The sequence below is a fragment of the Rhizobium sp. P1_E6 genome (assembly GCF_056405875.1).
This window is the reverse complement of the sequence record NZ_JBFUBG010000021.1, coordinates 33481-46389: the sequence shown is the minus strand read 5'-3', so window position 1 is coordinate 46389 and position 12909 is coordinate 33481. Positions and strand designations below refer to the sequence as shown.

The 12909-nt window shown below is 60.4% G+C and carries 9 protein-coding genes and 1 tRNA gene; 3 read left to right on the top strand and 7 right to left on the bottom strand.

Annotation, left to right across the window (positions count from 1 at the left end; all coding sequences use genetic code 11):
• Positions 1–39 precede the first annotated feature (39 nt).
• Positions 40–124: transfer RNA gene (locus tag AC1D35_RS13270), tRNA-Leu, on the bottom strand.
• Between the two features lie 84 nt (positions 125–208).
• On the bottom strand, positions 209–1504 hold the full coding sequence (locus AC1D35_RS13265; protein ID WP_477852225.1) for an MFS transporter: 1296 nt from the start codon (positions 1502–1504) through the stop codon (positions 209–211).
• A 124-nt stretch (positions 1505–1628) separates the two neighbouring features.
• Here AC1D35_RS13265 and AC1D35_RS13260 point away from each other — a divergent pair, with 124 nt between their 5' ends.
• Positions 1629–2207 (top strand): TetR/AcrR family transcriptional regulator, encoded by a 579-nt coding sequence (locus AC1D35_RS13260; protein ID WP_113312012.1) that lies wholly within the window; start codon positions 1629–1631, stop codon positions 2205–2207.
• Here AC1D35_RS13260 and AC1D35_RS13255 read toward each other — a convergent pair.
• The gene (locus tag AC1D35_RS13255; RefSeq protein ID WP_477938683.1) at positions 2204–2998 is read right to left on the bottom strand and encodes a class I SAM-dependent methyltransferase; all 795 of its coding nucleotides are present in this window, start codon (positions 2996–2998) and stop codon (positions 2204–2206) included. The genes AC1D35_RS13260 and AC1D35_RS13255 overlap by 4 nt on opposite strands.
• Before the next feature lie 291 nt (positions 2999–3289).
• Positions 3290–4270: an aldo/keto reductase gene (locus AC1D35_RS13250; protein ID WP_113299062.1), complete on the bottom strand. Its 981-nt coding sequence runs from the start codon at positions 4268–4270 to the stop codon at positions 3290–3292.
• 222 nt (positions 4271–4492) lie between these two features.
• On the opposite strand from AC1D35_RS13250, the gene AC1D35_RS13245 reads away from it, so the two are divergent.
• Positions 4493–6130, top strand: coding sequence for an AMP-binding protein (locus AC1D35_RS13245; protein WP_477852278.1), 1638 nt, complete (start codon positions 4493–4495; stop codon positions 6128–6130).
• Here AC1D35_RS13245 and AC1D35_RS13240 read toward each other — a convergent pair.
• The 3 genes from AC1D35_RS13240 to secA form a co-directional block, all read right to left on the bottom strand.
• Positions 6127–7404: a GNAT family N-acetyltransferase gene (locus AC1D35_RS13240; protein ID WP_113299061.1), complete on the bottom strand. Its 1278-nt coding sequence runs from the start codon at positions 7402–7404 to the stop codon at positions 6127–6129. The two genes, AC1D35_RS13245 and AC1D35_RS13240, sit on opposite strands and share 4 nt — an antisense overlap.
• On the bottom strand, positions 7405–8820 hold the full coding sequence (locus AC1D35_RS13235; protein ID WP_477938682.1) for an oligosaccharide flippase family protein: 1416 nt from the start codon (positions 8818–8820) through the stop codon (positions 7405–7407).
• Between the two features lie 156 nt (positions 8821–8976).
• On the bottom strand, positions 8977–11694 hold the full coding sequence (gene secA / locus AC1D35_RS13230) for a preprotein translocase subunit SecA (RefSeq protein WP_113312015.1): 2718 nt from the start codon (positions 11692–11694) through the stop codon (positions 8977–8979).
• 248 nt (positions 11695–11942) lie between these two features.
• On the opposite strand from secA, the gene AC1D35_RS13225 reads away from it, so the two are divergent.
• On the top strand, positions 11943–12821 hold the full coding sequence (locus tag AC1D35_RS13225; protein WP_113312031.1) for a peptidylprolyl isomerase: 879 nt from the start codon (positions 11943–11945) through the stop codon (positions 12819–12821).
• The last annotated feature ends 88 nt before the right edge of the window (positions 12822–12909 follow it).

Here is a 12909-nt window from a genome sequence, read left to right as displayed (position 1 = left end):
GCGTAGGCAAAAATGAAATCCATTTATCTTAGAGATATCTGGTGCCCCATGCCGGGGTCGAACCAGCACTTCTTTCGAAACTCGATTTTGAGTCGAGCGCGTCTACCAATTCCGCCAATGGGGCAGCGAATACGAGGCGGCTGTCTAACATGCGTTCGCCCGCGCGTGCAAGACGGCGGGCGAAGTTTTGGCGTTTGGAAATCAAGGTTTAGTGGGCGACTGCCTCACCCGGGCCAGTGAGGTCGGATTTCTTCAGCGTGATTGCCAGGATCGAAGCCAGCAGGCAGAAAGCGCCGGCGATGAAGAAGGCGGGCAGGTAGCTTTCCAGGGCCGTGCGTGACAGGCCAGCGCCGTAAGCTGCGGTCGCTGCACCCAGCTGGTGGCCGGCAAAGACCCAGCCGAAAACGAGGCCGGCTTTTTCACGGCCGAAGCGGTCGGCAGCGATCTTGACGGTCGGCGGTACGGTGGCGATCCAGTCGAGGCCGTAGAAGACGGCAAAGATCGACAGGCCGTAGAAGCTGAAATCACTGAAGGGCAGAAAAAGCAGTGAGAGACCGCGCAGGCCGTAATACCAGAAGAGCAGCCAGCGATTGTCAAAACGGTCGGAGAGCCAGCCGGAGCCGATCGTACCGAAGAAATCGAAGATGCCCATGACAGCGAGAACGCTGGCGGCGGCAACTGGCATGATGCCGAAATCGCCGCAGAGCGTCACGAAATGCGTCTGGATAAGGCCGTTGGTGCTGAGACCACAGATGAAGAAGGTGGCGAACAGGATCCAGAAAGTGGACGTCTTCGAAATCTCCCTCAGGACGGTGATCGGCGTTGCCAGTGCAGCGATGAGAGTTCCGCGTGCCGGAGCCGGCGCGATCTGGGTTTCGCCGACCGACGGCAGGTTCACGTCCGAGGGACGGTCACGCATGAAGAGCAGCACGAGAAGGGCGGCGACCATGATCATGGCGCAGACGAAGAAGACGGTGGCGCGCCAGCCGTAGCGTTCGGTCAGTTCCGCCATTAGCGGCAGGAAAACGAGCTGGCCGGTTGCCGAGCTTGCCGAGAGCATGCCGACGACGAGACCGCGATGCTTGACGAACCAGCGGGTGGAAACCGTGGCCGCCAGTACCATGGCAGTCAGGCCGGTGCCGAAGCCGACGACGACACCCCATAGCGCCAAGAGATGCCAAAGCTTGGTCATGAACAGCGAGCCGACGAAGCCGGCACCAATGAGCGCCAGCGCGAAGACGATGACCTTGCGAACGCCGAAATAGTTCATGAAGGCGGCCGCGAAGGGACCCATCAGGCCGAAGAGGATCAGGCGGACGGCGAGAGCAGAGGAAATCTGCGAGGTTTCCCAGCCGAATTCGTCCTGCAGCGGTTTGATAAGGACACCTGGCGCGCCCATTGCGCCGGCGGTTACCAGCATGGTCAGGAAGGCGGCGGCAACGACGACCCATCCATAGTGGATGTTTCGCCGGGCAAGGGATGATGCAAGGACTGCAGAGACCATGGGCAAATTCCGTTAGTGGGAAGGGGACAATACAAGGCAGTTTTACATGATGATCATCATATTTGTTGCGTATTGATGATGGACATCATATAAATTGTCAAGCGACCATTTCCGGAGACGAAAAATGCGGGTCAGCCGCGAGAAATTTGCAGAAAACCGCGAGAAGATCCTGACGGCGGCCAGCGTGCTTTTCCGCGAAAACGGGTTTGATGGCGTCGGCGTTGCCGACATCATGAAGGCTGCGGGCCTGACGCATGGCGGATTCTACGGCCATTTCGAATCGAAAGACGGTCTTGCGCTGGAGGTTAGCCGCAAGCTGATCGAGCGCGTCGAAGAGCGCTGGCGTGAATTGATCGCCAATGCGCCCGACCGACCGCTCCGGGCACTGCTCGATCACTACATTGACTGGCGCACGGTCGATGATCCCGGCGGAAGCTGTGTGTTCGCTTCACTGATCCAGGAAGTCAGCCGCAGTGAAGGTGCGGTCCGTGCAACCTTCAGCGAGGGGCTGTCCACCCTGGTCGATGTGCTGAAGGATATCGTGCCGGGTGAGACGCCGGAAGAGCGCCGCGCCAATGCGACGACCACGCTTTCCTCGATGATGGGGGCCGTTATCCTCGCCCGCGCGGTTGAGGATCGAGCGCTGGCCGAACAGTTTCTGGTGACGATGCGCCGCAAGCTCGATTCCGAGCCGCAGTCCTAGTCGCGGAAGGCGATCAGCGCGTGGCTTTCAACGGTTTCGGTGAACCTGCCGTCCGGTGACAGGGCGGCCAGTTCATTGCGGAAGGCTGCCTCGAATTCCTGTGTCTTGTCACCCAGCGCCTGTGGCGAGGTGACGGACATGGAGAAGGCACGGCCGATGATGTCTTCCGCCCCGATCACCCTTTCGTTGACGATGCCGATGCGTTCCAGATTGTGGAAGGGGGAGCGCAGGAGGATTGTCTCATGCGGGCCGAATTCCGGCGCGCGACGCAATTTGCGTTCGGCGCTTTTTTCCGGCGAATAGGTCTCCGAGAGCTGATGCAGCACGTCGCGCCAATCCGGTGTCGCGGCGATATGCTTGTCGGCGAAGAGAACGACGGCGCCGCCCGGAATGATGAGCCTGTCGAGTGCTGCAAGAGTTGCCGGCCGGTCCATCCAATGGAAGGAACGGCCCATGATGGCAAGTTTCAGCGGCGCCAGATCCGGGCCGAGATCGTAAGACGAGCCTTGGATGAACCGCACGTCGACACMGGTTTCCGCGGCATTTTCGCGTGCGACCTCCAGCATTTCCGGCTCGGGATCGAGCCCGGTCACATCGCCGCCGGCAAGGCGCGCGAAGGCGACGCCGAGCGGTCCCGGCCCGCAGCCAAGGTCGAGTATATGCTCGCCGGGGTTCAGGCCGGTTCTTTCGGTAACGCGTTCAATCAGCCTGTCAGGATAGGGAACGCGGAAACGGCTGTAATAGACAGCGGTGCTGCGAAAGCGGTGAGCGTCGAAAGGAACGATGGTCATGCGGACGGTCCTCTGTTTACCGCAAACCGCTAAGACCTAACTGTGACCGGCTCGTGATGGTCTCTTGCTGCGGGCACGCGCAGCCTCGAAAGAGGCGACGTTTTCGGCGGCCCAGCGCCACATCGGCATGATCTGCTTCCATAGGTCGCGCCCGAGCGGAGTGAGCTCATATTCCGTGGCGGCCGGTTTCGATGAAGAGGCGACAAAGAGGTCGCTTGCCTGGAAGTCCTGACTTCAGGAAGTGTAAAGAGCCTCCCCCGCCAATGCCGAGGGAGGTCGCAATCCGGCGACTTATTTGAAGCCGGCGACATTGTGCGGAATGTAGGGTGTTTCGAGTGCCGCAATATCCTCGGCACCAAGCTTCACCGACAGCGCGCCGACGGCGTCGATCAGGTGCTGTGGCTTGGAGGCGCCGATGATCGGAGCGGTGACGGCGCTTTTCTGGAGGATCCAGGCGGTGGCGACCTGCGCGCGGGAAACGCCATGGGCCTTGGCGATTTCGGCGACCTTCTCGACGATCTTCCGGTCGGCATCCTCGGCCTGCTTGTAGAGCGTCTTGCCGAATTCATCAGTCTCGCTGCGGTTGGTCTTTTCGTCCCAATCGCGGGTCAGGCGGCCACGGGCGAGCGGGCTCCAGGGAATGACGGCGATTTTCTGATCCTCACAGAAAGGCAGCATTTCCCGTTCTTCTTCGCGGTAGAGCAGGTTCACGTGGTCCTGCATGCTGACGAATTCCGTCCAGCCGTTGAGGCGGGAGGTGTAGAGCGCCTTGGCAAATTGCCAGGAATACATGGAGGAAGCGCCGATATAACGCGCCTTGCCGGCTTTGACGACATCATGGAGAGCTTCCAGCGTTTCCTCGATCGGCGTCGTATAGTCCCAGCGATGGATCTGGTAGAGATCGACATAGTCTGTGCCAAGGCGGCGCAGGCTGTTGTCGATCTCGTCGAAAATCGCCTTGCGCGACAGGCCGGCGCCATTCGGGCCGGGGCGCATGCGGTTGAACACCTTGGTCGCAAGCACGATATCCTCGCGCTTGGCGAAATCCTTGATGGCGCGGCCGACAATCTCTTCGGAGGAGCCATTGGAATAGGTGTTGGCCGTGTCGAGGAAATTGATGCCGAGATCGATCGCCTGCTTGAGCAATTTTCGGCTTTCTTCTTCCGACAGGCTCCAGGCGTGGTTTCCGCGGTCCGGGTCGCCATAGGTCATGCAGCCAAGGCAGATCTTCGAGACTTCGAGACCGGTTTTCCCGAGTTTTACATATTCCATGAAAGTGCTCCGTGATGAATTTCAGCGACTCCCGAGGCGCATGCGCATGATGTAGCGCAGAAATCGTCATAGTCTCAGCGAGCTAGCGGAGAATGTGTTCTGCCGTTAGCGCAATAATACATGATGAGCATGCGGAACGTCGTCTCATCCTTGCGGATTACATCGCTTGCACATCCGCACGGTGAGGTGTTAGCTGGTGCAGCATTTTACGAGATCATGCTTATGAAACTGCCGCCCGGCGATCGATACGACACGCTCTACCGCGATTTCTCCTGGCAGATATCAGAGGATTTTAATATCGGCCGCGTCGTCAGCGACGACTGGGCCGCGCGTGATCCCGACCGCGTCTGCCTCGAACATTTCAGCCCCGACGGCCATCACCTGTCGCTGACCTACGGCGAACTTGCCGCTCGCTCCTCGTCCCTCGCCAACGCGCTTGCGGCACTTGGCATCGGGAGGGGAGACCGTGTGGCGCTGCTCCTGCCGCAATCCTTCGAGACAGTCATTTCGCATGTGGCGATCTACAAGATGGGCGCGATCGCCCTGCCGCTTGCGCTGCTTTTCGGTGTCGAGGCGCTGGAGTACCGGCTGAAGGCTGCGGGTGCGACAGCTATCGTCACCAATGGTTTCGGGCTTGCGCGCGTCAACCAGATCCGCGAACGGCTGCCTGACGTCAAACATATCATCAGCGTAGAGGGAGCCTCCGCAAGCACGCTCGGCTTTGCCGATCTGGTCTCTGCCTATTCCTCCACTTTCGAAATTGCGCGATCGGGACCGGACGAGCCGGCGCTGATGATCTTTACGTCCGGCACGACGGGGCCGCCGAAGGGCGCGCTGCATGGTCATCGAGTTTTGGCTGGCCATATTCCCGGCATGCAGTTTGCCCACGAGGGCTTTCCGCAGTCCGGAGACAAGGTCTGGACTCCGTCCGACTGGGCCTGGGCTGGCGGGTTGCTCAATGCGTTGTTGCCAAGCCTGCTGCTCGGCGCGCCTGTCGTCTCCTCGCCGGCACAGAAATTCGATGCCGACATGGCCTATCGCATCATGGCCGAGATGAAGGTGCGCAACGCCTTCATTCCACCGACGGCGCTGCGGCTCCTGAAATCCGTCGAGGATCCACGCTCGAAATATGATCTCGTGCTGCGCACCATTGGCTCGGCAGGTGAATCCCTGGGGCGCGAGACCTACGAATGGGTGCGCCGCACGCTCGGCGTCACCGTCAATGAATTCTACGGGCAGACCGAATGCAATTTCGTGCTGGCCTCGAGTGCAGCCTTCGGCGTATCGAAGGCCGGCGCGATCGGGCGTGCCTCGCCGGGCCACAGGGTGGCTATCGTCAGCGATGAAGGCGACGAACTGCCGGTCGGCGAGCAGGGGCAGATCGGCATTGCCAGCCCAGATCCGGTGATGTTTCTCGGCTACTGGAACGATCCTGGCGCGACCGAGAGGAAGTATGCCAAGGACTGGCTGCTGACCGGCGATATCGGCCGGCAGGATGCGGAGGGCTACATCACTTTTGCCGGCCGTGACGACGATGTCATCACGTCGTCGGGATACCGCATCGGCCCGGCGGAGATCGAGGACTGTCTCATCGGCCACCCGGCCGTGCAGCTTGCGGCGGCCGTCGGCAAGCCCGATCCGCTGCGTACGGAGATCGTCAAGGCTTATATCGTGCTTTCGCCGGGTTACAGCCCGAGTGCGGAACTGGCAGCGGAAATCCGGGACTGGGTGAAGACGCGGCTTTCGATGCACGAATATCCGCGCGAGGTTGAATTCGTCGATGCCCTGCCGCTGACGACCACTGGCAAGGTCATCCGCCGGCTGTTGCGGGAAAAGGCTGCAAAGGAATCTGCAACCTAGCCGCGGCCGGCAAGCGACATGATCTTCTCGCGCAGCATCTTCGCCATGTTGCGGGTGCTGCGGTACATGTGAAGCTGGGCGGCAACCTGGCGCATGTCGCGGTCGCCGTTCTGGGTGAGGCCGATCACCAGCGTGCCCATCTCCTCGCGTTCCCGCCAGAAGCGGCTCATGATCGGATGGTCGGAGACGGCGCATGAATCCGAGCGCACGACATTGGCGTCGTCGAGATGCCATTCGGTCAGTTCGCTCATCAACAGCTTGCCCGGCGAATAGCGAGAATAGCTTTCGTCATAGGCGGTCTTCCAGGTGTAGGCCTCGCCGCCCATCATCAGCACGACCACGGAGGCAATCGCCTTGCCTTTGAGGTCGATCGTGTGGATGCGCACGGCATCGATCTCCGCCAGGTTGGAGACGGCCTCGCGGGCGAAGGCGGTATGATAACGGTCGGTCACCAGCGCGCTGCGGCGCTTGCCCTTCCAGCCGCCGGCCTCCAGCGCCAGGAATTCCTCGAAGCGCATGTGAATCTCGCGCGGCTGGCGGGCAACCGTGTGGACGACCGTGCCGAGCTCTTCGAGCAGCCGCCACTGGCGGCGCATCTCGCGCAGGTGGGAAGAGGATACGGTGCGGCCGAGATAGACAATGGCGTCGTCATCGCTCTGCAACATCGGCCGCTCATAGGGATTGGCGATGGTCAGCGGCAGGTTGCGGCTCAGCGCAACGGCCTTTGCCATGCGCACGAAGATGCCGTTCAGCCGCACATCAGGCAGCACCAGCGTGCCCGGCAGGCCGAGATCCGGGGTGATCAGGCCCTCGAAGAGATTGTCCAGCGTCTCGGCCGCGTCCTCGGCATCGACCAAGGGCGTGCCGAGCGGGCCGAAGCTGTTTGCCCAGCCGCGGATGATCGATGGGCCAACGGCGAAACCGGGCTTGTCGACGGAGAAGGGCATGAGCAGGCGCATGCGGCTGCGCTTCTCGTTCAGGTCTCTGATAATGGCGAAATTGACCTGCCGATCCTCCAGCCGCGGCATGGCCGGGGCCAGGAAACGGCCGCTGAAGAAGACGTTCGGCTCCATCGCGCGGTTGGAGAGGAAGTCCAGTTCCTCCTGCAGATCGTAACCGAGCTTGCCGGGGTAAAGGCAGAGTTCACGGCCCGGCCGGCCGATTTCGATGCGCCCTTCGGCCTGCGGTGCTTCGAACTTGAGCGCGGCAAGATCGTGAACCATGCGGTTCGCGTTGCTGTCGGTACTCTCGGTGATGGGTGGTACGCGTACCATCTATCGGGCTCTCATTTCTGGCGTTGCGGCGGAAGGGGTGGCGAAAGCAAAAAGTACAAAGCCGAGCGCACGGCGCACGAAGACATGCAGCAGGATCGCTTCCACGGCCATGGCGGAGGCTGTAGCGATTGCCGTGCCGACGATGCCGTAATGCGGGATCAGCAGAATATTGAGGCCGACATTGGCGGTGAGTGCTCCGGCATAAAGGGCGACGCAGAGGTTTTGCTTGCCTGCCATCATCAGAAGCGTTTCGGCAGGACCGACGAGTGCCTTGGCGAGGATGCCGGCGAGCAGGATCGCCATCAGCATATAACCGGCCGTAAAGGCACCGCCGAAAAGCGACAGCAGAAGATGCCCGGCCGCCAGGACCACGAGACCGACGCCAAGGGCCGGCCAGAAGGTCCAGCGAGCGGCATCGATGGCCGCAGCCGCGAGATTTGCCTGGTTGCCTTCGGCAATGAGGGAGGAGAAGCGCGGGCCGGAGGCGGCCTTCACCGAGAAATTGATGAAATGCACCAGCGCCATGGTTTTGGCCGCCGCAAAGTAGATCGCGACGTCATGCGGCTCCAGGAAGATGCCGACGACGACGACGTCGGAATTGGTGAGCAGGAAGCTCATACCTTCGATCAGGAAGATCGGGAAGGCGACACCCAGCCATTCCACGAAATCCACCTTGCGGGGGGCGGCATCGTAATGCTTGCGCATCCGATAGAGCGTAGCGGCATATTGGCCGAGCGCGGTGACGAAGGTTGCCGCAAGTGCTGCCTGCATGGCGGTAACCGCCGTGTGCGGTACGCCGGAGAAGATCGCAGCCAGCATGAAAAGGATGATGAGGATCGGCCTGACAATATAGACAGGGCTGAGCGCCATGACGGGCCAATGATTGGCCCGTGACGTGCCCTCGAGGATGTCGCCGAGCGCGATCATCGGCATGGCCATGAGGCCGAGGAAGATCGGCACCAGGTAATAGCTTTCGATCCTGTCGCCGAAGAAATGCAGGCCGAGCATGCCGGCGATGAGAACGGTCGTACCTGAGAGCAGCGCGAAAACACGCGCCGTGCCGGTCAAGCCGCGGATCTCGGCAAAGGCGCCGGCAGCGCGATATTGCGGCAGGAAGCGGACGATCGCTGTGTGGAAGCCGAGGCATGAAAGATCGCCGCAGAGGACGACCAGCACCCAGACGAAAACGAARATGCCGTATTCATATTCACCCATCAGCCTGGCGAGCACGATCTGCGACAGGAAGGCGAGTGCGGCGCTCAGAATGCGGATCGAAAAGGCGATCAGCGCCATGCGTTGCGCGGCTGCCTTGTCGCCCCGATCGGTCAGCACGGTGGCGAGCATGCGCAGCACGGGGCCGGCCATCGGCCGCAGCCCCGCCGGCAGCATTTTTTCCGCTGTTTCTATGACCGCCATTTTAACACGCAAAACTCTAAGGGCAGGGCATTCGCACCGGCAAGTCTTGCCAGACCAGGGTTAAGAAACGGTATTGCCGTGGTTGCCGAAGTACCTGCGGCTCATGACCAAAAATGGGAGGAAGGCAAAAGAAAATGGCGCCCGGAGGCGCCATTCTCAGACCTGTTCGAAAGCACCGTGGCAGTGCTTGTATTTCTTGCCCGAGCCACAGGGGCAGGCCTCGTTACGGCCGACCTTGCCCCAGGTTGCGGGATCGTCGGGGTTGCGGTTTTCCGGCGGGACGGTGATCTCAAGCGCCTGATAGGTCGTGTTCGTAAATTCATCCTCGCCGGTCGTCGGGTCGAGGTGATGCGCCTGCATGATCGGCGGTTCCGGCTGCGGCGGAGCCTGCTGCACCAGCTCGACACGCATCAGCTGTGCGGTGACGGCCTGGCGCAGATTGTTGAGCAGCGCTTGGAAGAGTTCGAAGGCTTCCGACTTGTATTCCTGCAGAGGATCGCGCTGGGCATAGCCGCGGAAACCGATGACGGAGCGCAGGTGGTCGAGGTTGACGATGTGCTCACGCCACAGATGGTCGAGCGTCTGCATGACGATCTGGCGCTCGACATAGTGCATGATATCAGGGCCGAAACGCTCCACCTTGTCGTTGAAGGCGGCGTTGGTGGCTTCCATCAGGCGCTCGCGGATATCGTCCTCGCCAATGCCTTCTTCCTTCACCCAGTCCTCGATCGGCAGATCGAGGTTGAGGATGTTGGCGACCTGTGTCTTCAGGCCGGCGGCATCCCACTGTTCGGCATAGGCCCGTTCGGGAATATGGGTCGTAACGAGATCGTCGACGGCTTCGCGACGCATGTCCGATACGGTCTCGGAAATGTTCGGCGCTTCCATCATCTCTACGCGCTGCTCGAAGATGACCTTGCGCTGGTCGTTCAGAACGTCGTCGTACTTCAGAAGGTTCTTGCGGATGTCGAAGTTGCGGGCTTCAACCTTCTTCTGCGCGCGCTCCAAGGCCTTGTTGATCCAGGGATGGACGATTGCCTCGCCATCCTTGAGGCCCAGCTTCTGCAACATGCTGTCCATGCGGTCGGAGCCGAAGATGCGCATCAAGTCGTCCTGAAGCGACAGGTAGAACTTGGAACGGCCGGGGTCGCCCTGACGGCCGGAACGGCCGCGCAGCTGGTTATCGATGCGGCGGCTTTCATGGCGCTCGGTGGCGATGACGTAAAGTCCGCCGGCGGCAAGCGCCTGTTCCTTGAGGGTTTTGATTTCTTCGCGAATTGCCGCGACTTTGGCGTCATACTCTGGGCCCGGCTCGATTTCGGCAAGCTCATGCTCGATGCGCATGTCGAGGTTGCCGCCGAGCTGGATGTCCGTACCGCGACCGGCCATGTTGGTAGCGATCGTCACTGCACCCGGAACACCGGCTTGAGAGACGATATAGGCTTCCTGCTCGTGATAACGGGCATTGAGAACCTGGAATTTCGAGAAGCCCTGCTTGCGCATAAGCTCGGCCAGAGATTCCGACTTCTCGATCGAGGTGGTGCCGACGAGTACCGGCTGGCCGCGCTTGTGAGCGTCAAGGATCTCGGTGATGATCGCCTTGTACTTCTCCTCGACGGTCCGGTAGACCTCGTCGTCTTCATCGATACGCATGATCGGCAGGTTGGTCGGCACCTCGAGAACGTCGAGATTGTAGATGTTGCCGAATTCTTCCGCTTCCGTCTGAGCTGTACCGGTCATGCCGGCAAGCTTGTTGTACATGCGGAAGTAGTTCTGGAACGTGATCGAGGCCAGAGTCTGGTTTTCCGGCTGGATCTGTACCTTTTCCTTGGCTTCCAGCGCCTGATGCTGGCCTTCCGAGTAACGGCGGCCCGGCATCATGCGGCCGGTGAATTCATCGATGATGACGATCTCGTCGTTGCGGACGATATAGTCCTTGTCGCGCTGGAAAAGCTTGTGGGCCTTCAGCGCATTGTTGATGTGGTGGACGATCGCAACGTTTTCGATGTCGTAGAGCGATGCGCCCTTCAGGAGGCCAGCCTGCTTCAGCAGGTTTTCCAGTTTCTCAGTGCCGACTTCGGAGAAATTTGCCGAACGCTGCTTTTCATCGATCTCGTAATCATCAGGCGTCAGCAGCGGAATGTAGGTATCGATGGTGTTGTAAAGGTCGGAGCGGTCGTCGAGCGGGCCGGAGATGATGAGCGGCGTGCGGGCTTCGTCGACGAGGATCGAGTCCACTTCGTCGACGATCGCGAAGTTGTGGCCGCGCTGGACCATCTGGTTCGTCTCGTACTTCATGTTATCGCGCAGATAATCGAAGCCGAGTTCGTTGTTGGTCGCGTAAGTGATGTCACACGCATAGGCGTCGCGGCGTTCGTCGTCGGAAAGGCCGTGGACGATGACGCCGGTGGTCAGGCCGAGGAAGCTGTAGAGGCGGCCCATGGTCGCTGCGTCGCGCTGTGCAAGGTAGTCGTTGACGGTGACGACATGAACGCCCTTGCCAGCAAGCGCGTTCAGATAGACCGGCAGGGTGGCGACCAGCGTTTTGCCTTCACCGGTTTTCATTTCGGCGATGGCATTGGAATGGAGGATCATGCCGCCAACAAGCTGTACGTCAAAAGGTCGCATGCTGAGGACGCGGCGAGAGGCCTCCCGAACGACCGCGAAGGCCGGGATGAGGATATCGTCCAGCGTTTTGCCTTCCGCCAGAAGAGCACGGAACTCCACCGTCTTTGCGGTAAGCTGCTCGTCCGTCAGCGCCTTGGTCTTCTCTTCGATAGAGTTGATTGCGGCGACGTTCGGCTGGAAGGACCGCACGCGGCGGTCGTTGGCTGAGCCAAATAACTTGCGGGCAATACCGCCAAAGCTGACCATATGACTGGCCCTTTCTGAATATTCTTCCCCGACGTTTCTTATTCGCGGCCCAGCCGAAAAACAGGCGCGCGCTTGAAAACGCCCGGAAACTGTTCTGGACGCGAGGTTGCGTGACAGATAAGAGGGGGGGCAAATGATGTCAACGGATTTGGCTGATATAGAAAGGCCACATTCCGGTGTTGAAGGCTGTTTTCGGGCTGGATTCACACAAGCTGAAGCCGGCGGGTATAATTGTGAAGGGTTATTTGATGTTGAGCACCAACAAACTTGCTGCGCTGGCGTTTACGGCCTTCGTCGCCTTCCAGGCTCCGGCCTATGCCGATGACGCCGTCGTCGCCAAGGTCGGCAATCTTGAGATCCACCAGTCGGAACTCGATCTGGCAGTAGCCAATCTCGACCCGCAGCTCGCGCAGCTTCCTGACGACCAGAAGAAGGTCGCAGCGCTCTCCGCCGCGATCGACGTAAAGCTGCTCGCTGCCGATGCCACCGCCGAGAAGCTCGACCAGACGGATGACTTCAAGAAGCGCATGCAGTACCTGACGGACCGCGAACTTCACAATGCCTACTTCAAGAAGCATGTCGTCGACACCGTGACCGATGCCGACGTGAAGGCACGCTATGACAAGGAAGTCGCCGGCCTGCCGAAGCAGGAAGAGGTTCATGCCCGCCACATCCTCGTCAAGACCGAGGACGAGGCCAAGGACGTGATCAAGCAGCTCGAAGCGGGCAAGGATTTTGCCGAGCTCGCCAAGGAAAAGTCCACCGATCCGAACAAGGATGATGGCGGCGACCTCGGCTATTTCAGCCGCGGCCGCATGGTCAAGGAATTCGAGGATGCAGCCTTCGCACTCGACAAGGGCACCTATTCCAAGACCCCTGTGAAGACCGATTTCGGCTATCACGTCATCAAGGTGGAGGATAAGCGCGACGCTCCGCCGCCGGCATTCGAACAGGTACAGGACCAGGTTCGTCAGCTCGTCATGCGCGACAAGTATCTTGCTCTTCTGAACCAGGCGAAGGCTTCGGCGAAGGTTGAAATCACGGACGAAGCGCTCCGCAAGGGTTACGAAGACGCGAACAAGCAGCCTGAGCCGGGTGCCGCGCCGGCACCGGCGCCGCAGCAGTAATCAGCATTTGGGCCCGGTTCTTCCGGGCCCTTCACTATCATTGATTGTTGTCGCATTTCCGGACGGTGAACCGGCTTCCACTTCGCCT

Coding starts and splice junctions, on each gene's coding strand:
- AC1D35_RS13265 (WP_477852225.1), bottom strand. CDS start 1,504: ATGGTCTCTGCAGTCCTTGCATCATCCCTTGCCCGGCGAAACATCCAC.
- AC1D35_RS13260 (WP_113312012.1), top strand. CDS start 1,629: ATGCGGGTCAGCCGCGAGAAATTTGCAGAAAACCGCGAGAAGATCCTG.
- AC1D35_RS13250 (WP_113299062.1), bottom strand. CDS start 4,270: ATGGAATATGTAAAACTCGGGAAAACCGGTCTCGAAGTCTCGAAGATC.
- AC1D35_RS13245 (WP_477852278.1), top strand. CDS start 4,493: ATGAAACTGCCGCCCGGCGATCGATACGACACGCTCTACCGCGATTTC.
- AC1D35_RS13240 (WP_113299061.1), bottom strand. CDS start 7,404: ATGGTACGCGTACCACCCATCACCGAGAGTACCGACAGCAACGCGAAC.
- secA (WP_113312015.1), bottom strand. CDS start 11,694: ATGGTCAGCTTTGGCGGTATTGCCCGCAAGTTATTTGGCTCAGCCAAC.
- AC1D35_RS13225 (WP_113312031.1), top strand. CDS start 11,943: ATGTTGAGCACCAACAAACTTGCTGCGCTGGCGTTTACGGCCTTCGTC.